Origin of the sequence: Alcanivorax sp. DSM 26293, from assembly GCF_900107995.1 — a bacterium.
Classification (GTDB): domain Bacteria; phylum Pseudomonadota; class Gammaproteobacteria; order Pseudomonadales; family Alcanivoracaceae; genus Alcanivorax.
This window is the reverse complement of record NZ_FNUM01000001.1, coordinates 656,092-678,189: the sequence shown is the minus strand read 5'-3', so window position 1 is coordinate 678,189 and position 22,098 is coordinate 656,092. Positions and strand designations below refer to the sequence as shown.

Annotated in this window: 21 protein-coding genes and 1 other RNA gene; 18 read left to right on the top strand and 4 right to left on the bottom strand. The window is 61.1% G+C overall.

What is annotated here, in order from left to right; genetic code table 11:
* Nucleotides 1–40: 40 nt before the first annotated feature.
* Nucleotides 41–679, top strand: coding sequence for a stringent starvation protein SspA (gene sspA, locus C4S63_RS03020; RefSeq protein ID WP_062816710.1), 639 nt, complete (start codon nucleotides 41–43; stop codon nucleotides 677–679).
* Between the two features lie 2 nt (nucleotides 680–681).
* Complete coding sequence (locus C4S63_RS03015) at nucleotides 682–1,080, top strand: ClpXP protease specificity-enhancing factor (RefSeq protein WP_082844621.1); 399 nt, start codon at nucleotides 682–684, stop codon at nucleotides 1,078–1,080.
* 210 nt (nucleotides 1,081–1,290) lie between these two features.
* Here C4S63_RS03015 and C4S63_RS03010 read toward each other — a convergent pair whose 3' ends face one another.
* Genes C4S63_RS03010 through C4S63_RS02995 form a run of 4 tightly spaced genes read right to left on the bottom strand, consistent with a single transcriptional unit; the run spans nucleotide 1,291 to nucleotide 4,736 of the window.
* Nucleotides 1,291–1,878 carry a BON domain-containing protein gene (locus C4S63_RS03010; RefSeq protein ID WP_103916656.1) on the bottom strand — a complete coding sequence of 196 codons (588 nt, stop codon included), beginning with the start codon at nucleotides 1,876–1,878 and terminating at the stop codon, nucleotides 1,291–1,293.
* Nucleotides 1,879–2,466 carry a phosphoheptose isomerase gene (locus C4S63_RS03005; RefSeq protein ID WP_062816713.1) on the bottom strand — a complete coding sequence of 196 codons (588 nt, stop codon included), beginning with the start codon at nucleotides 2,464–2,466 and terminating at the stop codon, nucleotides 1,879–1,881. It abuts the gene before it with no gap.
* A 40-nt stretch (nucleotides 2,467–2,506) separates the two neighbouring features.
* Nucleotides 2,507–2,884 (bottom strand): YraN family protein, encoded by a 378-nt coding sequence (locus C4S63_RS03000; protein WP_062816837.1) that lies wholly within the window; start codon nucleotides 2,882–2,884, stop codon nucleotides 2,507–2,509.
* Nucleotides 2,865–4,736 (bottom strand): penicillin-binding protein activator, encoded by a 1,872-nt coding sequence (locus C4S63_RS02995; protein ID WP_062816714.1) that lies wholly within the window; start codon nucleotides 4,734–4,736, stop codon nucleotides 2,865–2,867. The genes C4S63_RS03000 and C4S63_RS02995 overlap by 20 nt, the downstream gene beginning before the upstream one ends.
* An 81-nt stretch (nucleotides 4,737–4,817) precedes the next feature.
* On the opposite strand from C4S63_RS02995, the gene rsmI reads away from it, so the two are divergent.
* The 16 genes from rsmI (at nucleotide 4,818) to ftsA (ending at nucleotide 21,999) form a co-directional block, all read left to right on the top strand.
* Nucleotides 4,818–5,648 carry a 16S rRNA (cytidine(1402)-2'-O)-methyltransferase gene (gene rsmI / locus C4S63_RS02990; protein WP_063508877.1) on the top strand — a complete coding sequence of 277 codons (831 nt, stop codon included), beginning with the start codon at nucleotides 4,818–4,820 and terminating at the stop codon, nucleotides 5,646–5,648.
* 164 nt (nucleotides 5,649–5,812) lie between these two features.
* An RNA gene (gene rnpB, locus C4S63_RS02985) (RNase P RNA component class A) lies at nucleotides 5,813–6,178 on the top strand.
* Between the two features lie 635 nt (nucleotides 6,179–6,813).
* Nucleotides 6,814–7,254 (top strand): division/cell wall cluster transcriptional repressor MraZ, encoded by a 441-nt coding sequence (mraZ, locus tag C4S63_RS02980; protein WP_062816716.1) that lies wholly within the window; start codon nucleotides 6,814–6,816, stop codon nucleotides 7,252–7,254.
* Complete coding sequence (gene rsmH / locus C4S63_RS02975; protein ID WP_062816717.1) at nucleotides 7,254–8,192, top strand: 16S rRNA (cytosine(1402)-N(4))-methyltransferase RsmH; 939 nt, start codon at nucleotides 7,254–7,256, stop codon at nucleotides 8,190–8,192. Before mraZ ends, rsmH begins: the two co-directional genes overlap by 1 nt.
* A complete protein-coding gene (ftsL, locus tag C4S63_RS02970) occupies nucleotides 8,189–8,455 on the top strand; it encodes a cell division protein FtsL (protein ID WP_062816718.1) in 267 nt (88 codons plus the stop codon). Before rsmH ends, ftsL begins: the two co-directional genes overlap by 4 nt.
* Nucleotides 8,452–10,173 carry a penicillin-binding protein 2 gene (locus C4S63_RS02965; protein WP_103916655.1) on the top strand — a complete coding sequence of 574 codons (1,722 nt, stop codon included), beginning with the start codon at nucleotides 8,452–8,454 and terminating at the stop codon, nucleotides 10,171–10,173. Before ftsL ends, C4S63_RS02965 begins: the two co-directional genes overlap by 4 nt.
* Complete coding sequence (locus C4S63_RS02960; protein WP_103916654.1) at nucleotides 10,170–11,642, top strand: UDP-N-acetylmuramoyl-L-alanyl-D-glutamate--2,6-diaminopimelate ligase; 1,473 nt, start codon at nucleotides 10,170–10,172, stop codon at nucleotides 11,640–11,642. The genes C4S63_RS02965 and C4S63_RS02960 overlap by 4 nt, the downstream gene beginning before the upstream one ends.
* Complete coding sequence (gene murF / locus C4S63_RS02955; protein ID WP_103916653.1) at nucleotides 11,639–12,997, top strand: UDP-N-acetylmuramoyl-tripeptide--D-alanyl-D-alanine ligase; 1,359 nt, start codon at nucleotides 11,639–11,641, stop codon at nucleotides 12,995–12,997. The genes C4S63_RS02960 and murF overlap by 4 nt, the downstream gene beginning before the upstream one ends.
* The gene (mraY, locus tag C4S63_RS02950; RefSeq protein ID WP_062816722.1) at nucleotides 12,997–14,079 is read left to right on the top strand and encodes a phospho-N-acetylmuramoyl-pentapeptide-transferase; all 1,083 of its coding nucleotides are present in this window, start codon (nucleotides 12,997–12,999) and stop codon (nucleotides 14,077–14,079) included. Before murF ends, mraY begins: the two co-directional genes overlap by 1 nt.
* 17 nt (nucleotides 14,080–14,096) lie before the next feature.
* Entirely contained in the window at nucleotides 14,097–15,422 is a 1,326-nt protein-coding gene (gene murD / locus C4S63_RS02945; RefSeq protein WP_063508881.1) for a UDP-N-acetylmuramoyl-L-alanine--D-glutamate ligase, read from the top strand.
* Nucleotides 15,415–16,572, top strand: a complete 1,158-nt coding sequence (gene ftsW, locus C4S63_RS02940; RefSeq protein ID WP_062816724.1) for a putative lipid II flippase FtsW — start codon at nucleotides 15,415–15,417, stop codon at nucleotides 16,570–16,572. The genes murD and ftsW overlap by 8 nt, the downstream gene beginning before the upstream one ends.
* On the top strand, nucleotides 16,569–17,642 hold the full coding sequence (murG, locus tag C4S63_RS02935) for an undecaprenyldiphospho-muramoylpentapeptide beta-N-acetylglucosaminyltransferase (RefSeq protein ID WP_103916652.1): 1,074 nt from the start codon (nucleotides 16,569–16,571) through the stop codon (nucleotides 17,640–17,642). Before ftsW ends, murG begins: the two co-directional genes overlap by 4 nt.
* Entirely contained in the window at nucleotides 17,632–19,062 is a 1,431-nt protein-coding gene (gene murC / locus C4S63_RS02930; protein ID WP_103916651.1) for a UDP-N-acetylmuramate--L-alanine ligase, read from the top strand. The genes murG and murC overlap by 11 nt, the downstream gene beginning before the upstream one ends.
* Complete coding sequence (locus tag C4S63_RS02925) at nucleotides 19,055–19,978, top strand: D-alanine--D-alanine ligase (RefSeq protein ID WP_103916650.1); 924 nt, start codon at nucleotides 19,055–19,057, stop codon at nucleotides 19,976–19,978. Before murC ends, C4S63_RS02925 begins: the two co-directional genes overlap by 8 nt.
* Nucleotides 19,971–20,744, top strand: coding sequence for a cell division protein FtsQ/DivIB (locus C4S63_RS02920; protein ID WP_062816728.1), 774 nt, complete (start codon nucleotides 19,971–19,973; stop codon nucleotides 20,742–20,744). Before C4S63_RS02925 ends, C4S63_RS02920 begins: the two co-directional genes overlap by 8 nt.
* 19 nt (nucleotides 20,745–20,763) lie before the next feature.
* The gene (gene ftsA, locus C4S63_RS02915; RefSeq protein WP_062816838.1) at nucleotides 20,764–21,999 is read left to right on the top strand and encodes a cell division protein FtsA; all 1,236 of its coding nucleotides are present in this window, start codon (nucleotides 20,764–20,766) and stop codon (nucleotides 21,997–21,999) included.
* Nucleotides 22,000–22,098 lie beyond the last annotated feature (99 nt).

Sequence of the window (22,098 nt, the reverse complement as noted above, 5' to 3'; positions counted from 1 at the left end):
GTTTCTGTTATATAGCTATTAGTGCGGAGATGATTCGACAATGGGTGTGGTGACCAAGCGTTCTTCAATGACTTTCTTTTCTTCCCCGGAAGATCATTACAGCCATCGCGTGCGTATCGTGCTGGCAGAAAAAGGGGTCACAGTCGATATCGTTGATGTGGACAACAACAACAAGCCGGAAGATCTGGCGTCGCTGAACCCCTACAACGAAGTGCCTACCCTGGTGGACCGTGAACTGACTCTCTATCAGTCCACCGTCATCATGGAGTACCTGGATGAGCGTTTCCCCCATCCGCCGTTGTTGCCGGTGTACCCGGTTGCCCGTGCACACAGCCGTCTGCTGATTCACCGGGTAGAGCGTGACTGGTGCGGTCACGTTGATGCCATTCTGGCCGGTGAGGAAAAAGAAGCCAGCCTCAACAAGCGTCGCAAGGAGTTGCGTGAAGCGATTATTGCTACCGCGCCGATCTTCAGCGAGCTGCCGTACTTCATGAGTGAAGAGTTCACCCTGGTAGACTGTGTGGTTGGCCCCATCCTGTGGCGGTTGCCTGCCCTGGGTATCGAGCTGCCAGCGAAACAGGTCAAGCCGTTGCTGGACTATGCCGAACGTCTGTTTGACCGTGATGCCTTCCAGGCCAGCCTGACCGACGCCGAGCGCGAACTGCGCAACCCGCTGTAATCATGTCCGATATGTCGCCCAATCGCCCGTATCTGATACGGGCGATCCACGAATGGATCTGTGATAACGGTCTGACGACCCACCTGGCTGTAAACGCCTCTTACCCCGGGGTGGAAGTGCCCCAGGATTTTGTTCAGGACGGCCAGATCGTGCTGAACATCGCGCCCCGGGCAGTGACGAACTTTGTTGCGGGCAATGAGGAAATCACTTTTTCCGCCCGTTTCGGAGGTATGCCCATGACTATCCGGGTTCCCGTGAATGCGGTGGTGGCGGTTTTCGCCCGGGAGAACGGTCAGGGTATGGCGTTCGATCCGGCGGAGCCGCCGCCCGAGCCCACACCACCGGAGCCGGAAAAGGATGACGGCAAGGCTAAGGTCAGCCATCTGAAGGTGGTTAAATAAGTTGCAGCGCGCCTGCTGAGTAAGGGGCTGATCTGAAAAAAAAGAGGCCGCGCCCAAATCTGTGGGCGCGGCCTCTTTCGTTATGCAATCCTGCAATCTGCTCCATGTTTCAATTTGGAGTTTTTTGTGTGGCGCGGGTAGGGCGTTAGCCGATTGGCAGGAGCCCATGTCGCGCTTTGCAACTTTGAACTTTCAACTTGCCACTGCTCTTCAGTCGATATACTCAATAATCTTGACGATCTTCTGTACGCCGTAAACCTTCTGTACCTGCTCGACCACCGCATCGGCCTCGTCGTGGGTCAGCAGGCCCATCAGATAAACCACGCCGTTTTCCGTGACCACCTTGGTGCGCCAGCCGGGCGCCTCGCCATTGATCAGCAGGCGGCTTTTCACCTTGCTGGTCAGCCAGGTGTCATTGGTGCGGGCCAGGAAAGAATTGGAGCCCACCACCTGCAGTTCGTTGTGCACATGGCGGACGTGGCGGACTTTCCCGGCGATGTTTCCGGCCTGGGCTTTCAGGTCTTCGCTGGCGACCTGGCCGGCAAGCAGTACGTTGCCATTATAACTGACTGCGACGATCCGGGATTCGTCCAGCTCGGCGCTGGCGCGGGCCAGATTCACAGCGACCTTGCGCTCAATATTGCCGTCCTCGATAAAGGCACCGAAAGTGCGTTTGCCGTGGTTCTGATCGACGGGTTCCTCGGACATTCCCTTGGACAGGGATGCGCACCCGGAGACGGTGGCGAACAGGACAAACAGGGTCAGGACGTGGCTGAATCGAATGAAGCCTGCGGCCATTTATTGGCCTCCAAACAGTTGCTGATCGATGTAATCGCACAGGGAGTGAATCACCAGCAGGTGGACTTCCTGAATGCGTGCGGTGGAGGCGGCCGGTACCCGGATCTCAATGTCGTTGGGCCCGTACAGGTTGACCATTTCGCCGCCTTCCTTGCCGGTCATGGCGACCACGCGCATTTCCCGGTCATGGGCGGCCTGGATGGCCTGGATGACATTGGCGGAGTTACCGCTGGTGGAGATGGCCAGCAGGATGTCGCCGCTGCCACCGAGAGCGCGAACCTGTTTGGAGAAGATTTCGTTGTAGCTGTAATCGTTGGCAATCGAGGTCAGCGTGGAGGAATCGGTGGTAAGCGCGATTGCCGGGAGTGCCGGGCGCTCCATCTCGAAACGGTTAAGCAATTCGGAAGAAAAATGCTGGGCATCACCGGCAGAGCCGCCATTGCCACAGGTAAGAATCTTGCCGCCGTTGAGCAGGCATTCCACCATGGCCTGACCGGCGGCTTCGATGACGGTGGGTAGCACTTCCCCGGCTTTGGCTTTGGTTTCAATGCTTTCGGCAAACAGTTGCCGGATACGGTCCACGCTCATAATTACCTCATTGTTCTGCGCGTTCGAAGATTGCGTGCAGCTATTCGCTGTAGAACGCGTTTTGTATCCACTGATACCGGACAGTGTTGTTATTGTCCGGTTCCATTCCCAGTACATCAAAGCGGCAGGGCCGATCATGGTATTGCGGGTGGCGACCCAGATAGTGCCGGGCTGCCAGTATCAGCCGGCGTTGCTTGTGGTGATCCACAGAGGCCAGAGCGCCGCCATGGCTGGGATTGCTGCGCCAGCGCACTTCCGTGAACACCAGGGTGTCGCCGTCCTGCATGATCAGGTCGATTTCCCCCTGGCGGCAGCGAAAGTTGCGTGCCACAACAATCAGTCCCTGCTCTGTGAGCCAGTGTGCAGCCTGTTTTTCCGCTTCGCTACCGGAATCTTTGTTACTGCGCGGTAATTTCACGGGGCCTGCCATTCTTTGCCGGCTCGGACACCTTGGGGAGAGCGCGAGCTTCACCATTGATAAATACACCCCAGTTCAGCTCGCGCACAATGCGTTGCTGTTCCATGCTCAGGCGACCGGTGACGCCGGGTAGCTCACTGGATGGAAGGGTGTTTAACAGGTAAAGACGGCCTTGTAGCCGGTAGGCATCAATCCCCATGGCAAACAGGCGCTCATAACGGCCGTGACCTTCGGGCCATTGGGTGTCGGCCATACGGCGCAGCTCGGAATCTTCCTTGCTGAGCATCCAGGGCATGTCCACAAAACGCACCCCATTCAAGTCCTGGTCGCGACGAGGATTGGACTCACCGCTATGAATTAGTGCCGTGGAGTACACCGGCAGATCCTTGGCGTAATGGAAATTCAGTGCCGGTTTCACCTGGCGGCCCTGATCCGGGCTGGCCAGCAGAAACAGGAAGCCCATGTCCTGGCGGCGGCGTGGCTGAATGTCCATGTCCAGGCTGGTGAAACGGCTGACCGCCTGGCCGCGACTCTGGCTCTGGGCCACCAGCAGCAGCTCCTTGACGGTATCCCCCAGAGTGGGGCCTTCCTGGTAGGTGCGGGTCACGGTCACCGTGCCGCCGAGGGATTGCCATTCTTCGGCAAACGCCTGGGCAACCCGTTCGCCCCATTCTCCCTGCGGGTAAAGGATGCCGGCCTGGCTGGCCCCCTCGCGGGCGCCTTGCAGCGCAATCTGGCGAGCTTCATCTTCCGGTGCCAGGCCGAACTGGAAAAAGTTCTCGGGCAGGTTGTCCTGATCAATATAATTCAGGGCCAGGGTGGTAACCGGCAGGGTGCCCTGGTTGGCAATGGTGGCTGCCTTTTCCTTGGCCAGGGGTCCGAGGACAAAGTCGGCACCGTCCTGTATGGCCTGCTGATAAAGAGCCAGAATGTTGTCGCCGCCAGAATCATAGAAGCGCAGTACCGGCGGATTGCCATTTTGCTTGTGCTGGTAGTACGCGGTCATGATGCCTTCCTGAAGAGCCTTGCCGGCATTTTTCAGGGGGCCTGTGGTGGGGAGCAGAATGGCTACCTTGCTGGGTCTTTCATTGGCGGCTTTTTCCAGGGCGTCGAGAATATCAGGAACATCCGCCGTTGCCGGATGGGTTCGCCATTGGGCGCTCCAGCGATTCAGTCGGTTGACCTGGGCGTCCAGGTCGGCAATGGGGTCCCGATACAGCTGTGCCAGGGTAAGCCAGCCACGCAGGTCGCCGCTGCTGCCCTCTACGGCGTTGGCCAGTTCGGTGTTGGACAGCTTCATCAGAAGCTGCCAGATCATGCCGTGGTTATAATCCTGGTCGTCTTCTTCCAGCAGAGGGTGAGCCGCCACGCGCTGCTGCAGGCTGCTGATCAGATCACCTTTCATGGCGAGGGCGTCGGCTCTGAGCAAGTCCAGTCTGGCTTGCTGCTCTGCGGGATACTGGAGAATCTCATCCTCATAGCGTTGCAGCAGCGCCAGTGCCTGATCTGGGCGCTGGTCGCCAAGCTGGGCTCGACCGCTGAGCAGAATCCAGGCGAAACGTTGCGCGTTGTCCATGGCTTGTGGATTCAGATCGGCAAGTAGCTGACCGGCATCAGCGGCACGCTGCTGATCCAGATATGTCTCAGCCCATTGCAAAGTGGCGCCAATACGCGCCTCCGTTGTCATGGTGGCCAGTTGGGTGCGGGCGGCCGTCAACGCCGCGGGAGCGATGCCAACCTTGGGTGCCGACGGTTGTTCATAAACCGTGGTGCGCGTAGGAGTTGTGGTAGAACAGCCAGCGATGACTGCGGCAGCAAGCAGGGCTGCCAAACGGGCCTTTCTGAATTCCATGGCGACAGGTTCGTATTACCAGAATGAAGCCGCTATTGTAGGCGCTTCATTGGAGCCTCACCAGTTGAGTCGTGCACAGATATGAGTGGAACTTTGTATATTGTCAGTACGCCGATCGGAAATCTGGATGACATCAGTCGTCGGGCTATAGCGGTACTGGATGAGGTCGACTGGGTGGCTGCAGAGGATACCCGGCACAGTCAGCGCATGCTGGAGCAGCTGGGAATCCGCAGTCGCTTGATCAGCTGTCATGATCACAATGAAAGTGCCCGCAGCGAAGAGTTGGTGGCTCGTTTGCAGTCAGGTGAGCAGGGCGCCCTGATCAGTGATGCGGGCACGCCACTGGTCAGTGATCCCGGCTACCGTCTGGTGCGCGCCTGCCATCAGGCCGGTGTGCGGGTGGTGCCGATTCCCGGTGCGTCGGCACTGCTGGCAGCGTTAGCCGCGGCGGGGCAGCCGTCTGACCGTTTTCTTTTCGAGGGTTTTGTGCCTGCCAAGGGAGCGCCCCGTCAGCAGGCCATCGAGCGCCTGGCAGGGCTGTCAGTCACAAGTATTATCTACGAAGCTCCCCATCGGGTGCTTTCCTTCCTCGAGGCGCTAACGCCCTTGGTTGAAAAAGATCGTGAAATCTCGCTCTGTCGTGAGCTGACCAAGCAATTTGAGACCATTCGCATGGGAGCCGTGGCGGATATCTGTGACTGGGTGGCATCAGATCGCAACCAGCAACGCGGCGAGCTGGTGCTGGTGTTGTCGCCTTGCGCGCAAACCGCCGACTGGAGTGAGCGGGATCAGGCCCTGGCAACGTCCCTGCTGGCGGAATTGCCGGTGTCCCGGGTGGCGAAAATCATGGCCGCCCATACCGGCCTGAAACGGCAGGCGGTGTATGCGCTGTTAGAGGCAATGAATAATTAATAGTTAATAATGAATAACTCGCGATCCGGTTTGGTCGTTTTTCAGGCACAAGAGGCCGCGCTCAACGTTAGGGCGCGCGGCCTCTTGCGTTTCAAGATCAGAAAACCCGGTCCGCGCAGCTATTAATTATTCACTATTAATTATTAACTGTTTAGACTCCGCCCCGGATCGGTCAGACAGTCGCTGGCGGCGTAGCCGCTGGAGGAAAGTCCGGGCTCCACAGGGCAGGGTGCCAGGTAACGCCTGGGGGCCACACTGGTGACGGTGTGGCTACGGCTAGTGCCACAGAGAAGATACCGCCTGTTCCTTCCTCGTGTCGGAACCGGTAAGGGTGAAAAGGTGCGGTAAGAGCGCACCGCGCCGCTGGCAACAGTGGTGGCAGGGTAAACCCCACCCGGAGCAAGACCAAATAGGGATCCTATGGCGTGGCCCGCGCTGGATCCGGGTAGGTTGCTAGAGGTTTGTGGCGACGCAAGCCCGAGATGAATGACTGTCCACGACAGAACCCGGCTTATCGACCGATCCACTTTATTCAGTAACGATGCGCGAGTTGCGAGAAGCGAAACCCAAGACGGGTTTTGCCTTTCGTGACTCGTGGCTCGCTCCTTGTAATACCTTCTCTTCTTGGTCCCGCTCGTTGTCCAATCATGCGAAGACCTCGGACTTGCCGTGCTTGCAGCCTGGAGGTTGGCGCAGATCAATCCCTCTGTCTCGACAATGACCAACATGTGCTGCGCTTTTCCGATCGGGTTGATGGCACTGGGGGCGGCGTCGGCCTGCCGGGTCGTCAATCCTGTCGCTGGCCCGTGTCCGAACAAGGCCTAATCATTTAGGTATGGAATATAAACAAAGTTAGTAATAACTAATCCGTCTAACACTTAAAGTGCTTTCTCACTTGCGCGTTCCAGCGCTCTGATTCGTCTCGAAACTCCCTCCGTTCATCCCTTTGTTCATTCTCTGTGATACCGCTAACAGGCTGATTTGTCTGGAAATTCTTTTACGTTTGACCGGGTGCTCACGCTTGACTTGGTGTTCGCAGTGGCCCTAGAGTGTCCCAATGTGGTGAAAAGTGGGAAAAAGTGGGATTTTCTTGGCGGCCGGTGTCGCGAAGTGGGGCAACAAGAGCCCCGGGAAGGAACCAAACAATCGAGCATGAGGACGGCCAGTGTTTACTGGGAGCACATCACTCAATCTGGATGCCAAGGGGCGGCTCACCATGCCGACCCGCTATCGCGCTTCGTTAAACGAAGCCTGCGGCGGCCAGCTTGTGCTTACCCGTCACCCTTATGACGAATGTCTCGCGCTTTACCCCCGTGATGAATTTATGGAAACCGCCGGCAAGCTGTCTGCGCAGAGAGACTCCAGCCCGCAGGTACGCCAGTTGAAACGCCGTTTTCTTGGCCAGGCGGTTGAAATCGATATGGATAGCAATGGCCGGCTGCTGGTGCCGCCGGAGTTGCGGGCGGCGATCGGCCTGGAGAAGCAGGCCATGCTGATCGGTCAAATGCACCGTTTTGAAATCTGGAAAGCAGAAAGCTGGTTGGAAGAGGATGGCACCCTGGATCCGGAGGCATTGCCGGAAAGCGTCCAGGAGCTGTCTTTCTGATGACCGACAAAGGCGCGCAGTACGAACACCAGCCAGTCATGCTGGAAGAGGTACTGGATATGTGGTTCAGCCGTGGTGATGGATTTTATGTCGACGGCACCTTCGGGCGAGGGGGCCACAGTCGTGCGCTGCTGGAAAAACTGGATCGCCAGGGCCGCTTGGCCGGTATCGATCGTGATCCCCAGGCTGTTGCCGCAGGCGAGCAGTTGGCGTCGGAAGATGATCGTTTCCGGATAATCGCCAACCGCTTTGACTGCCTGCCCGAGGTGGTGGCCGAAGCCGGGCGACCCATTGATGGGCTATTGCTGGATCTGGGTGTGTCGTCACCGCAACTGGATGATGCCGCCCGTGGTTTCAGCTTCCTGCGAGACGGGCCGCTGGATATGCGCATGGATCCCACTCGAGGGGAAAGCGTGGCGCAGTGGCTGGCCCGGGCCGAGGAGCAGGACATCGCCAATGTGTTGTACCGCTACGGCGATGAGCGTAAGTCGCGGCGAATTGCCCGGCGGATCTGTGAGGAGCGGGTGGAGCAGCCGATCACACGTACCTTGCAGCTTGCTGATCTGATCGAATCGGCCATCGGCCGTGGTGAGCCGGGCAAACACCCGGCCACGCGCAGTTTTCAGGCGTTGAGAATACATATAAACGGGGAGCTGGATGCGCTGAACAAAGTGCTCGAACAGTCCCTGGAGACGCTCGCCATCGGCGGGCGTCTCGCCATTATCAGCTTCCATTCTCTGGAAGACCGGATCGTGAAGCTGTTCATTCGCGATCACTCCGGCCGGGCACCCAAGGGGCGCGGTGGTTTGCCGTTGGGCGATGAAATGCCGCAGCGGCTGGAGCCGGTTGGCAAGGCCATTCGCGCCAGCAAGGCCGAGTTGAAAGTGAATGTGCGCTCGCGCAGTGCGGTACTGCGAGTGGCGGAGAAGGTGGCATGAGTGCCCCCTGGCTGATCCGCACCCTGGTGGTGCTGATCGTGATCTCCGCGCTGGCAGTGAGTTACAGCGTTCACGAGGCCCGTCGACTCACCGACGAGAGCCAGAAATTACAGCAGCAGCAGACTCGACTGGAAAGCCAGTGGAGTCAGTTGCTGTTGGAGCACAGCACCTGGGGCAGCTATGCACGGGTGGAGCGCCTGGCTCGCGAGGAGCTGGGAATGAAATTACCGAAAACCGATGAGAGAGTGCTGATCCGGCCATGAAACGCCAGGCTCGCAAGACACGGCAACCCAATCACCAGATGCGCTGGCGCTTTGTGCTGGGTTTCTGGTTGGTGTGTGCCTGTGTGTTGGTGGTGCGGGCGGTGGATCTGCAAGTGCTGCAGCATGATTTCCTTGCGCATCAGGGGGATATTCGCAATCTGCGTGTGGAGCCATTGGCGGCGCACCGGGGCGTGATTCGTGATCGAGGTGGGCGCCCTCTGGCGGTGAGTACACCGGTGGTGACGCTTTGGGCCAATCCCCGTGAAGCCCTGGAGAATCAGGAGCAATGGACCCGGCTGGCGGGAAACCCGGTGCTCAGCCAGCAGGAGTTTGCCCGCAAGGTCCGTCGGCACGAATCCCGGGAATTCATCTATCTTGGCCGTGGCATGGCGCCGGAAGCGGCCAAGGCGGTGCTCGATCTGAATATCCCCGGCATCCATTCGCTGACCGAATACCGCCGTTACTACCCGGCGGGCGAAGTGACCAGCCATGTGGTGGGGTTCACCAACATCGATGATCAGGGCCAGGAGGGGGTCGAGCTGTCCCTGGAGTCCCACCTGTCCGGCCAGTCCGGTCGCAAGAAGGTGGTGCGCGATCTGCTGGGTCGGGTGATCCAGGATATTGAAGTGCTGGAGCCGGCCCAGCCCGGTGAAGATGTGACGTTGAGTATCGACCTGCGTCTTCAGTATCTGGCGTACCGGGAGCTGCTGAGTGCCGTGCAGCAATTCAAGGCCAAGGGCGGTAGCGCGGTGGTGCTGGATGTGCGCACCGGCGAAGTGCTGGCCATGGTGAACCAGCCCGCTTACAACCCCAATAATCGTGGCAACCTGGATACCGCCGCGCTGCGTAACCGGGCGGTGACCGACCTGTTTGAGCCCGGTTCCACCATGAAGCCCTTTACCGTGGCGGCGGCCATGGAGATGGGTATGGTCACCCCGTCCACAACCATTAATACCCACCCGGGCACCATGCGTGTGGGCAGCAAGACCATTCGTGATCACCGTGATTACGGGATCATTGATATCACCACTGTGCTCACCAAAAGCTCGAATATCGGCACCAGCAAATTGGCGCTGGCCATGGAGCCGCTGGCCTTGCCCACCTATCTGGAGCGTTTCGGGTTTGGCGAGGCGACCGCCATTGATTTTCCGGGTGAAAGCAATGGCATGCTGCCTTTGCGGAGCCACTGGCGGGACGTGGAGCGGGCCGCACTTTCCTATGGCTATGGTTTGAGTGTATCTGCGGTGCAGCTGGCACAGGCCTATGCGGTCATTGCCAATGATGGCGTCAAGGTGCCGTTGACCCTGAAGAAAGTGAAAGACAAACCCGCCGGGCAACAGGTGCTTGGCAAGCAGGTTGCCCGGCAGCTGGTGCAAATGCTGGAAACCGTGGTCAGCCAGGTGGGTACCGCCAGCCGCGCTCAAGTGCCGGGTTACCAGGTGGCCGGCAAAACCGGCACGGTGCACAAGGTGATTTCCGGTGGGTATGCGGATGACAGTTATATCGGTCTGTTTGCTGGCCTGGCGCCGGCCACGGATCCTCGTATTGTCACTGTGGTCGTCATCGATGACCCGCGTAGCGATGCCTACTATGGCGGCCTGGTCGCTGCACCGGCCTTTTCACGCATCATGGGCGGGGTATTGCGGACCTTGCACGTGCCACCGGACAAGCCTGAAGGGCTGCTGGCCGGTGGCCCGGATACGGAGGATCGCTCATGATGCGCCTCCAGCAACTGCTCCCCGAGCACAACCTGCCTGCCCAAGTGGCAGGTCTTGCCATTTCAGGTCTGCAGCTGGACAGCCGTCGGCTCCAGTCCGGTGAGGCGTTTGTGGCCGTGCCCGGTGTGACCAGCGATGGCCGTCATTTCATCAGCCAGGCTATCAGTGCCGGTGCCGCCGTGGTGCTGGCGGACGCGGAGACCTTTTCCGTGGACCTGCAGGAAACTGTGCCGCGCGTGAATCTGCCCGGGCTGGCCCGGGGGGTGGCGGATCTGGCCGCGCGCTGGTTCGGCGAGCCGGCCAGCCGCTTGCGCATCACCGGTGTGACCGGCACCAATGGCAAGACCAGCATTACCTGGTTCCTGCGCGATGCCCTGAACGCATTGGGTCACCGCTGTGCCCTGGTGGGCACCCTGGGGCTGGGGCTGAAAGGGCAGGAGCAGACCACGGGTCATACCACGCCGGACCCGATCACCCTGCAGGCCGGGCTGGCAGCAGTCCGTGATGCCGGCGCCGATACCGTGGCCATGGAAATTTCTTCCCATGCCCTGGATCAGAACCGTCTCGGTGGCACCCTGGTCAGCACGGCGGTATTCAGCAATCTGAGCCGGGACCATCTCGATTACCACGGTGATATGGAATCGTACCTGGCCGCCAAGGCCATGCTGTTCACCCGAAAAGGGGTGCAGCTGGCAGTGATCAACTGTGATGATCCGGCGGCGCAGACCCTGATTGCCTGTCTGCCCAATGGCGTTCGATGCGTCACGTTCGGTAGCCAGCAGGGCGCTACCGTGCGCTGTGAGTCTCTGCAATACACGGCAGAAGGGATTACGGCCGAGCTGTTTGTTGGTGGCACGGTGGTGTCGTTGAGCCTGCCACTGTTCGGTCATTTCAATCTCAGCAATGTCATGGCCGTGGCGGCCATCCTGCATGGCCAGGGTACGCCCGCCGAGGCGTTGAGTGGGGCGCTGGCTGCGATTACGCCCGTACCGGGGCGTATGGAACCGCTGCAGGCCGACGGCTGTCCGACGGTGATCGTCGATTATGCCCATACCCCGGATGGGCTGGAAAAAGCCCTCCAGGCATGTCGGGATCATTTCCCTGGCCGCTTGTTCTGCGTGATCGGCTGTGGCGGCGACAGGGATGCCGGCAAGCGTCCGCAGATGGCAGCGGTGGCGGAAACGTTTGCCGATAGCGTGGTGCTGACCAGCGATAACCCGCGCAGCGAAGACCCGCAAACCATTATTGACCAGATGCGTGCCGGCCTGACCGATGCGCAGGCGGTCCACGAAAACGTGGATCGTGCCGCAGCGGTACAGGAAACCGTCCACCGTGCCCAGCCAGGGGATGTGATTCTGCTGGCTGGCAAGGGCCATGAGGATTATCAGGAAATTAACGGCGTGCGTTACCCCAGTGATGACAGAGACCTTGCCCGCCAGGCGCTGACCGCCCGGGGAGGTGCCTCATGATGTGGTTGTCGCAGATCGCCCAGTGGACCGGTGGCACCCTGATCGGGGAGGACCGCAAAGTGAATGCGGTGGTCACCGACACCCGTGACATGGAGCCGGGCTGCCTGTTTGTGGCGCTGAAGGGTGAGCGTTTCGATGCCCATGACTTTCTCGCCCAGGCTGCCGACAGCGGCGCCGTCGCTGCCCTGGTGGACCGGGAGCAGAATGACTTTGCCAGTGCCGTGCAGGTAGTCGATACCCGCCTGGCGTTGGGGCGCCTGGCCAGCGGCTACGCGGATCAGTTTACCTCTGAGCGACTTGCCGTGACCGGCAATGCCGGCAAGACCACCGTCAAGGAAATGGCGGCGGCCATGCTGGGTGAGGGCACCCTGGCCACCCGTGGCAACTTCAACAATGACATCGGTGTGCCACTGACGTTGCTGCGTCTGTCCGGCGAGCACCGCTATGCGGTCATTGAGCTGGGCGCCAATGCCCCCGGTGAGATTGCCTGGACCAGTTCCCTGGCCAAGCCGAAGGTGGTGCTGGTGACCAATGTGACCGGCGCCCACCTGGAAGGATTTGGTTCCATGCAGGGTATCGCCAACGCCAAGGCGGAGATCTTTGGCGGTTGCCAGGCTGGCGGTCAGGCGATCATCAACAATGACGACAGTTTTGCTGATTTCTTTGCCGCTGAAGCTGAAAAGGCGGGCCTCCGCCTGATTCGTGTTGGCAGTCAGGCGCCGGCAGATCTGTATGCGGAGCATATCCAGCTCCATCAGGACCGGGTGGAATTTGTGCTGCAGCCGTTGGGCGAAGCGGTGACCGTTCCCCTGCCCGGTGCCCATCAGGTCAGCAATGCCCTGCTGGCCTGTGCCGCCGTTCGCGCCCTGGGGGTGAGCCTGGGCCAGGTCCTGCCACGGCTGTCACAGCTGAAACCGGTGCCCGGGCGCATGAATCTGCATTCCCTGGCCGGCGGTGTGCTGGTGGATGACACCTATAACGCCAACCCCGGCTCCGTGCGTGTTGCCATTGACTGGCTGGCGGCCCAGCCGGCGCCGCAGATGCTGGTGCTGGGCGCCCTGGGCGAACTGGGGCCGCAGGCGGAGCAACTGGTCGAAGAGCTGGGTGGCTATGCCCGCCAGGCGGGGATCAGTGACCTGGTGGTGATGACCGGCGCCAGTGCCGCCGCCAAAGGGTTTGGTGACGGTGCCATGACGGCAGAAAACGATCAGCAGGCGGCAAGCTGGAGTGCCCAGGTTCTGCAACAGGGTGGAACCGTGCTGGTAAAAGGCTCACGTAGCGCCGGTATGGAAGCGGTGGTGCAGCGACTGATCATGGGCGCAGGCCCGCAAAAACCGGAACAGGGGGCACACTGATGTTGCTTTGGCTGGCCGAGCTTCTGGCAGAATTTCATAGCGGTTTCCTGGTGGTGCAGTACATCACCCTGCGCGGCATTCTCAGCGTACTGACGGCCCTGTTTATCGCTTTCTGGGTGGGCCCGATCATGATCCGCAAGCTGCAGGAAAAGCAGGTGGGTCAGGCCATTCGAGATGATGGCCCGAAGAGCCATCTGAGCAAGGCTGGCACCCCCACCATGGGCGGGGCGCTGATCCTCATTGCCATCGTCATCTCCACCCTGCTGTGGGCTGACCTGAGCAACCGCTTTATCTGGATCACCCTGGGTGTGCTGTTCGTCTTCGGTGCCGTGGGCTGGGTGGATGACTGGCGCAAGGTGGTGGAAAAGAATCCCCGCGGCCTGCCGGCCCGCTGGAAATACCTGTGGTTGTCCGTGGGTGCGTTGGGGGCAGCCTTTGCCCTGTACTTCACGGCCCAGAGCCCGGTGGAAACCCAGTTGATCGTGCCCTTCTTCAAGAATGTGGTCATCAACATGGGCTGGTTCTACATCGTGCTGACCTATTTTGTGATCAACGGCACCAGCAACGCGGTGAATCTGACCGATGGCCTGGATGGTCTGGCGATCATGCCCGCGGTATTGGTGGGCGGTGCCCTGGGCATCTTCGCCTATGCCGGAGGGCATGCGGAATTCGCGCCGTATCTGCAGATTCCCTATGTGGCCGGTGCCGGCGAGCTGGTGATCATTTCCGCCGCCCTGTGTGGTGCCGGTCTCGGATTTCTGTGGTTCAACGCCTATCCCGCCCAGGTATTCATGGGCGATGTGGGCGCGCTGGGCCTGGGCGCGGTACTGGGTGTGATGGCGGTGATTGTCCGTCAGGAAATCGTGCTGTTCATCATGGGCGGGGTGTTCGTGATGGAAACCGTCTCGGTGATGTTGCAGGTGGGGTCGTTCAAGCTCACCGGCCGGCGGGTGTTCCGTATGGCGCCGATCCATCACCACTTTGAACTGAAAGGATGGCCGGAGCCGAAGATCATCGTGCGCTTCTGGATCATCACCGTAATTCTGGTCCTGGTGGGTCTGGCGACCCTGAAAATCCGATAGGGGATTGAGTTAATTTTATGGCGAAAGACGGGTTTGATCTGGTCATTGGCCTGGGAGTTTCCGGGCGTTCCGTGATCCGTTATCTGACGGACCAGGGGATGCCTGTGCGCGCCCTGGACACCCGTGCCGAGCCCGCCGGCCTGGAGGCGCTGCGCGCCGAATTCCCCAATGTGAAAATTCATACCGGCGGGTTCAAGTCCGGCTGGATGAACAATGCCCGTCGCCTGATCGTCAGCCCCGGCGTGGCCGTGGCAACACCAGCCATTGCCGAGCAGGTCGTTGCCGGCAAGGAAGTGATCGGTGATGTGGAGCTGTTTGCCCGGGCCGCCAGCGAGCCGCTGGTGGCAATTACCGGTTCCAATGCCAAGAGTACCGTGACGACCCTGCTGGGGCAGGTGGCGGATGCCTGCGGCATGAATCCGGGCATTGGCGGCAATCTGGGCGTGCCCGCCCTGGAACTGCTGGACGACAAGGCCCGCCTGTATGTGCTGGAGCTGTCCAGTTTCCAGCTGGAAACCACCTACAGCCTGAGTGCGGAAGTGGCCACCATCCTCAATGTGTCCCAGGACCATCTGGATCGTTACGCCAGCTTTGCCGATTACGTGGCCGCCAAGCAGCGCATCTACGATGGCTGCCAGGTGGCAGTGTGGAACCGGGATGATCTGGCCACTCGCCCTCCTGCCGGGGTGGCGCGGCAGGTGACCTTCGGGGCTCACCCGGAGGCGGACTACCGGCTGGATAGTGAAACCGGGCAGCTGCTGTATCGGGGCGATACCCTGTTGTCCCTGTCCGAACTGGCACTTACCGGCCATCACAACGCCATGAATATTCTCGCCGTGCTGGCGATCAGCGATGCCCTGTCCCTGAACCGGGACAAGGCCCTGGCCACCGTGAAAGCCTTTACCGGTCTGCCGCACCGTTGCCAGCTGGTGGCTGAAGCAGGGGGCGTGCGCTGGTTCAACGATTCCAAGGCCACCAACGTGGGAGCTACCCTGGCGGCCCTGACGGGGATCGGTGAAAGCATTGAAGGCAAGGTGATCCTGATCGCCGGTGGTCAGGGCAAGGGGCAGGATTTCTCGCCGCTGGCGGAGCCGGCGCGACAGTACCTCCGTGCCGGTCTGTTGATGGGCGAAGATCGCAGCACCCTGGCTCAGGGCATGTCGGCGGCACCCTGTGAATTGGTGGCCGACATGCAGGCCGCGGTGACCCGGGCCCATGCCCTGGCACAGCCCGGTGATGCGGTGCTGTTGTCTCCGGCGTGCGCCTCTTTTGACATGTATTCCAGCTTTGTTGCCCGTGGCGATGATTTTTCCGCCCGGGCCCGGGAGGTGTGCCATGACTGAGCGCATGATCCTCAAGCTGGATAACCGGGGTCTGGACAAGCCCCTGATGTGGACGGCCATCCTGCTGGCTCTGGCTGGCCTGGTAATGGTTTCCTCGGCCAGCCTGCAGATCGCTGAAACCCGGCTGGGCGATCCGTTCTACTACGCCCTGCGTCATGGCATCTACCTGGCACTGGGCCTGGGGGCCGGGGCGTTTGTCTATTTCGCGGTACCGCTGGCGCTGCTGGAACGGCTCCGTTTCCTGATGCTGCCGGTGGCTCTGGTGGTGCTGGTGATGGTGTTTATTCCCGGGCTGGGACGGACCGTGAATGGTTCCACCCGCTGGATTGCCCTGCCGGGCCTGACCATTCAGGCCTCGGAAATCGTCAAACTGTGCTTTGTATTGTATCTGGCAGGCTATATCGCCCAGCGCAAGGCGGCGCTGGAAACCGAGTGGAAAGCCTTCCTGCTGCCGTTGGCGTTGCTGGGCGTGTTGACCGTGCTGCTGCTGCTGGAGCCGGACTTCGGGGCTGTGGTGGTGCTGGGTATCACCGCCATGGGCATGCTGTTTCTTTCCGGTGTGCCGACCTTGCGCTTCCTGCTGATTGGTCTGGCTGCGGTGGCGCTGGGCGCGCTGGTGGCGTTTGCTGAGCCCTACCGGGTGGCACGTCTGATGACCTTTACCGATCCCTGGGCAGATCAATACGGTTCTGGGTACCAGTTGACCCAGAGCCTGATTGCCTTTGGCCGCGGGCACTGGAGCGGCGTAGGCCTGGGCAACAGTGTGCAGAAGCTGTTCTATCTGCCGGAAGCCCATACGGATTTTGTTTACGCCGTGATGGCGGAAGAGCTGGGGCTGCTGGGCAATCTTGCTCTGATCGGCGGCTTCGTGCTGCTGGGCTGGCGCGTGTTCCGGCTGGGTCACAGCCTGGAAACCCGCGGTCTGCTGTATCACGCCTATGTGGTCTACGGTTGCGCCTTTGTCATGTGCTCCCAGGTGTTCATTAATCTGGGCGTGAATATGGGGCTGCTGCCCACCAAGGGCCTGACCTTGCCGTTTATCAGTTATGGCGGTTCATCACTGTTGATCTTCTCCGCCATGGTGGGCTTGATCCTGCGCGCCGGGTCAGAAGCCGAGCAGCTGAAAGCGAGAGGGAGGGCGGCACGATGAGTGGCACCATCCTGATCATGGCAGGCGGCACCGGTGGGCATGTGTTCCCGGCACTGGCAGTGGCGGATCAACTCCGTGAGCGCGGTTTCCGGATCCTCTGGCTGGGCGCCGAGAACGGTATGGAAGGCAAGCTGGTGCGCCAGTACGGCTACGAGATTGCCGAACTGGCCGTCTCCCGGCTGCGTGGCGGCGGGCTCAAGCGCAAGCTTACCGCGCCGTTCAATCTGCTGCGTGCGGTCTGGCAGGCGCGCAACCTGATCAGCCAGCGTCAGCCCCTGCTGGCGGTGGGCTTTGGCGGTTTTGCCAGCGGCCCGGGTGGCCTGGCTGCGCGCCTCTGCAAGGTGCCGGTGGTGGTCCACGAACAAAATGCGGTGCCGGGGCTGACCAACCGGCTGTTGTCGAAAATGGCCACCGTCACCCTGGAGGGTTTCCAGGGAGCGTTCGGCTCCCAGAGCGCCTGCTGGGTGGGCAATCCGGTACGCGCCGAGATTGCCAATCTGGACGACCCGGCCCGTCGCTATGCCCAGCATCAGGGTGGCTTGCGGGTGTTGGTTCTGGGCGGCAGCCAGGGGGCCCTGGTGCTGAATCAGGATCTGCCGGAACTGCTGCTGGCCGTGTTGGGCCGGGAAATTCAGGTGCGTCACCAATGCGGTGCCGGTCGCACCGGGGAAGCCGCGCCGATCTACCAGGCGCTGGGCATGCAGGCCCGGGTGAGTGAATTTATTGACGACATGGCGGAAGCCTATGGCTGGGCGGATCTGGTGATCTGCCGGGCCGGGGCGCTGACCGTGGCGGAAGTAGCGGCCGCCGGTGTGGCGGCCCTGTTCGTGCCGCTGCCCACGGCGGTTGACGATCATCAGACATTGAATGCCCGCTGGCTGTCAGACCGGGGCGCGGCCCTGTTGTTGCCCCAGCGGGATATGAGTGCCGCCAGCCTGGCGGGCACATTGAAACCGGTTGCAGAACGCGGGTTGCTGGCGCAAATGGCGCAGCGGGCTCGCGAGCAGGCCGTGGCCGACAGCGCCGAGCGCGCGGCCACGCTGTGTGAGGAGGTGGCCAATGGCCGATAACGACAACATCCATATCGTCCCCGAGATGCGGCGCATCAGCGGTATCCACTTTGTGGGTATCGGCGGCGTGGGCATGTGTGGCATCGCCGAGGTGCTGGCCAATCAGGGCTATGCCATCAGCGGTAGCGACATCAAGGAATCGGCGGTCGTAGAGCGTCTTCGTGGCCTGGGTGTGCGGGTGGAAATCGGTCACCGGGCAGAAAATATCGATGGCGCTGACGTGGTGGTAACGTCCACGGCGGTGACCACGGAAAACGAGGAAGTGGCGGAAGCCCATGCCCGCCGGATTCCGGTGGTACCGCGGGCCCAGATGCTGGCAGAGCTGATGCGCTTCCGTCACGGCATTGCCGTGGCCGGGACCCACGGCAAGACCACGACGACGTCCATGACCGCGGCCATCATGGCAGAGGCGGGTATGGACCCCACCTTCGTGATTGGCGGGCGATTGAACAGCGCCGGCACCAATGCGCGCCTGGGGCAGAGCCGTTATCTGGTGGCGGAAGCGGATGAATCCGACGCCAGCTTCCTGCACCTGCAGCCCATGAGTGCCATCGTGACCAATATCGAAGCGGATCACATGCACACCTACGGCGGGGACTTTGCCCAGCTGGAGAACACCTTTATCGAGTTCCTGCACAACCTGCCGTTCTATGGCGTGGCAGTCATGTGCGTGGATGACCCGGTGGTGCGCAAGCTGCTGCCACGGGTGAACCGTCAGGTGATCCGCTACGGCTTCAGTGACGATGCGGATCTGCGTGCGGAGAACGTGCAGCAACAGGGTATGACCACGTCTTTCCGGGTGATCCGCAAGGAAGGTGAGCCGCTGGATGTGGTGCTGCACATGCCTGGCAAGCACAACGTGCTCAATGCTCTGGCGGCCATCGCCGTGGCCGCCGATGAAGGCGCCAGCGATGACGCCATTATTCGCGGCCTGAATAACTTTACCGGTGTTGGCCGTCGCTTTGATGTGCAAGGCGAATATCACTTCGACGGTGGCAGCGCGACTCTGGTGGATGACTATGGTCACCACCCCAGCGAAGTGGCTGTCACCATCGATGCCATCCGTGCCGGCTGGCCGGGTCGTCGTCTGGCCATGCTGTTCCAGCCCCACCGTTATACCCGTACCCAGGATCTTTACGAGGATTTCGTGGATGTGCTCTCCGGGGTGGATGTGTTGCTGATGCTGGAAGTGTATGGCGCCGGCGAAGACCCGATCCCCGGGGCCGATGCTCGCGCCCTGTGCCGCAGCATCCGCAAGCGTGGGCGAGTGGAGCCCGTATTCGTGGATGATCCGGCCAAGCTGGCCGACATTCTGGCCACCCAACTGCAGGACGGTGATCTGCTGGTGACCCAGGGCGCCGGCAATGTGGGAGCCATTGCAAAAGAACTGGCTGAACAGGGAGGCGCCAAGCGTGGATAAGGTGCTGCTGAAGAAGCAACTGGCCAGCGTTGGCCGGGTAGCGGTACTGGCCGGCGGCAATTCCGCCGAGCGCCCCGTGTCACTGAAAAGTGGTGCGGCGGTCCATCAGGCGCTGCGCAATCTGGGGCTGATCGCCGAGCTGGTGGACCCGGCACACAAGAGCGTGGATACCCTGAAAGGGTTTGATGCGGCCTTTATCGCCCTGCATGGCCGGGGCGGTGAAGACGGCGTTATCCAGGGCGTCCTGGAACACCTGGGCATCCCCTATACCGGTTCCGGGGTGATGGCCTCCGCCATCGGCATGGACAAGGTGCGCACCAAACAACTGTGGAAAGGCGCCGGCTTGCCAACCCCGGCGTTTTATGTGGCCGGCCGTAATGAGATGGACCTGGGCTTTCCGCTGATGATCAAGCCGGCCCATGAGGGCTCGTCCATTGGCATGGCCAAGGCGGATAACGCCGAGCAGCTGGCTCAGGCCCTGAAAGAAGCGGAAAAGTTTGATTCCGATGTGCTGGTGGAAGCCTGGGTGAACGGCCCGGAATACACCGTGGCCATCCTGGGCGACGAGCCGTTGCCGGCGATTCGCCTTAAGACACCCAATGCGTTTTATGACTTCGAAGCCAAGTACCAGTCCAACAGCACTGAATATCTGTGCCCGGCGGGGTTGGATGAGGCCGATGAGCAGGCCCTGCGCCAACTGGCTCTGACCGCCTTCCGGGTGGCGGGCTGCCGGGGCTGGGGCCGGGTGGATGTGATGCGTGACGAACAGGGACACTGGCAGTTGCTGGAAGTGAACACGGTACCGGGAATGACCGATCACTCCCTGGTACCCATGGCAGCCAAGGCCGCCGGGCGGGATTTCGACACCCTGGTGGGGGAAATCCTGCTGGATGCGCTGGAACGGAGTGATGGCTAAGCAGGCCGTGACCCCGCGCGGGGCCCGCCGCAAGCCGGTGAAGAAAGCCGGCGTACCGCTCAGCGAGCGGTTGGCGGCAGCGGTGCCCTGGATGCTGGTGGGAACGGTGGCGGCGGTGTTGTTGGTCGGTGTGATCTATCTGCCGGCGGCACTGGATGGTTATCCGGTGCGCAAGGTGGGAGTGGATGGTGTCACCGATGTGCGCCGTCAGCAGCAGATCCAGACCGCCCTGGCGGCGCTGGTTCGCGACGAAAATTATTTTTCCGTGCCGCTGGAGGAAATCTATCAGCAGGCACAGGGCCTGAGCTGGGTGGAACGGGTTTCCGTTCGCCGGCAGTGGCCCGACACCGTGGTGCTGACCGTGGAAGAGCGGCGCCCGGTGGCGGTGTGGAATGACACCGTGCTGATCTCGGACAGCGGCGAGCCGTTCAAGGCGCTCAAGCAGTACGACCTGGCCGGATTGCCCCGGCTGAGCGGGCCGCAACAGCGGCTGGAAGAAGTGATGGGGTTCTATCACAGCATGGGCAAGATGCTGGCGGATGTGGACCTGGGTATTCGCAGTATGGAGGTCAACGCGCGACTGACCGCGCGACTGACCCTGAACAACGATATGCAGCTGGTGGTAGACCGTGAAGCGTACACCAGCAAATTGCGCCGCTTTGTGCGGCTCTATCGCGGTGTGCTGAGCACGGACAGCCGCCGGGTAACCCGGGTCGACCTGCGTTATGCCGATGGCATGGCGGTGACCTGGGGCGAGCAAAGCTAGTTTTAGGAGAATGGATGACATGGCAAACGCATCAGAAAACATGATTGTCGGACTCGACATTGGCACCTCCAAGGTGGTGGCCATCGTCGGTCAGTCATCCGCCGATGGCACCATGGAAATCGTCGGTATCGGCTCCCAGCCGTCCCGGGGGATGAAGAAGGGTGTGGTGGTGGATATCGAAGCCACCGTGCGCTCCATCCAGCGGGCGGTGGAAGAGGCCGAGCTGATGGCTGGCTGCCACATTCATACGGTGTATGCGGGCATCGCCGGTTCCCATGTGCGCAGCCTCAATTCCCACGGCATCGTCGCCATCCGCGACCGGGAAGTGGCCCAGGCAGATATCGACCGGGTGATTGACGCGGCCCAGGCCGTGGCGATCCCGGCGGATCAGAAAACCCTGCATGTGCTGCCCCAGGAATATGTGGTGGACAACCAGGAAGGGGTGCGTGAGCCCATCGGCATGAGCGGTGTGCGCCTGGAGGCCAAGGTGCACCTGGTGACCTGCGCCGTGAACGCCGCCCAGAACATCGAGAAATGTGTGCGCCGCTGCAACCTGGAGGTCGATGACATCATTCTTGAGCAGTTAGCGAGTGCTCACGCCGTTCTCACTGAAGACGAGCGTGAACTGGGTGTCTGCATCGTGGATATCGGTGGCGGGACCACGGATATCGCCATCTTCACCGAAGGGGCCATCCGTCACACCGCCAACATTCCCATTGCCGGGGACCAGGTGACCAACGATATCGCCATGGCCCTGCGGACCCCCAAGCAGCACGCGGACGAAATCAAGATCAAGTACGCCTGCGCACTGACCCAGCTGGCCGGTGCGGACGAAACCATCAAGGTGCCCAGCGTGGGCGACCGGCCGCCCCGTACCCTCAGCCGCCAGAATCTGGCCGAGGTGGTAGAGCCTCGCTACGACGAACTGTTCACCCTGATCCAGGCCGAGCTGCGTCGCTCCGGCTTCGAGGATCTGATTCCCGGGGGCATCGTGCTCACCGGGGGCTCCTCCAAGATCGAGGGCGCGGTGGATCTGGCCGAAGAAATCTTTCACATGCCGGTGCGTCTGGGGTCCCCGCAGGGTATCTCCGGGCTCACCGACGTGGTCAGGAACCCGATCTATTCCACCGCGGTGGGCCTGCTGCTGTATGGCCAGCGCATGGAAAAAGACGGTACCAGTGCCCGCGCCCTTGCCGGTGGCGGGGAAGTGAACTGGGTAGAGCGTTTCAAAAACTGGTTCAAGGGCAACTTCTAGTTTCTCGGGCCGGTTGGCAGTTTTAGCGGAAGCGGCAGTTCCGGGCCGCGGCAACATCACCGGGACAATTCGACGTTAAATAACGTTCAAAGTAGTAAC

Coding starts and splice junctions, on each gene's coding strand:
- sspA (WP_062816710.1), top strand. CDS start 41: ATGGGTGTGGTGACCAAGCGTTCTTCAATGACTTTCTTTTCTTCCCCG.
- C4S63_RS03015 (WP_082844621.1), top strand. CDS start 682: ATGTCCGATATGTCGCCCAATCGCCCGTATCTGATACGGGCGATCCAC.
- C4S63_RS03010 (WP_103916656.1), bottom strand. CDS start 1,878: ATGGCCGCAGGCTTCATTCGATTCAGCCACGTCCTGACCCTGTTTGTC.
- C4S63_RS03005 (WP_062816713.1), bottom strand. CDS start 2,466: ATGAGCGTGGACCGTATCCGGCAACTGTTTGCCGAAAGCATTGAAACC.
- C4S63_RS02995 (WP_062816714.1), bottom strand. CDS start 4,736: ATGGAATTCAGAAAGGCCCGTTTGGCAGCCCTGCTTGCTGCCGCAGTC.
- rsmI (WP_063508877.1), top strand. CDS start 4,818: ATGAGTGGAACTTTGTATATTGTCAGTACGCCGATCGGAAATCTGGAT.
- rsmH (WP_062816717.1), top strand. CDS start 7,254: ATGACCGACAAAGGCGCGCAGTACGAACACCAGCCAGTCATGCTGGAA.
- ftsL (WP_062816718.1), top strand. CDS start 8,189: ATGAGTGCCCCCTGGCTGATCCGCACCCTGGTGGTGCTGATCGTGATC.
- C4S63_RS02965 (WP_103916655.1), top strand. CDS start 8,452: ATGAAACGCCAGGCTCGCAAGACACGGCAACCCAATCACCAGATGCGC.
- C4S63_RS02960 (WP_103916654.1), top strand. CDS start 10,170: ATGATGCGCCTCCAGCAACTGCTCCCCGAGCACAACCTGCCTGCCCAA.
- murF (WP_103916653.1), top strand. CDS start 11,639: ATGATGTGGTTGTCGCAGATCGCCCAGTGGACCGGTGGCACCCTGATC.
- mraY (WP_062816722.1), top strand. CDS start 12,997: ATGTTGCTTTGGCTGGCCGAGCTTCTGGCAGAATTTCATAGCGGTTTC.
- murD (WP_063508881.1), top strand. CDS start 14,097: ATGGCGAAAGACGGGTTTGATCTGGTCATTGGCCTGGGAGTTTCCGGG.
- ftsW (WP_062816724.1), top strand. CDS start 15,415: ATGACTGAGCGCATGATCCTCAAGCTGGATAACCGGGGTCTGGACAAG.
- murG (WP_103916652.1), top strand. CDS start 16,569: ATGAGTGGCACCATCCTGATCATGGCAGGCGGCACCGGTGGGCATGTG.
- murC (WP_103916651.1), top strand. CDS start 17,632: ATGGCCGATAACGACAACATCCATATCGTCCCCGAGATGCGGCGCATC.
- C4S63_RS02920 (WP_062816728.1), top strand. CDS start 19,971: ATGGCTAAGCAGGCCGTGACCCCGCGCGGGGCCCGCCGCAAGCCGGTG.
- ftsA (WP_062816838.1), top strand. CDS start 20,764: ATGGCAAACGCATCAGAAAACATGATTGTCGGACTCGACATTGGCACC.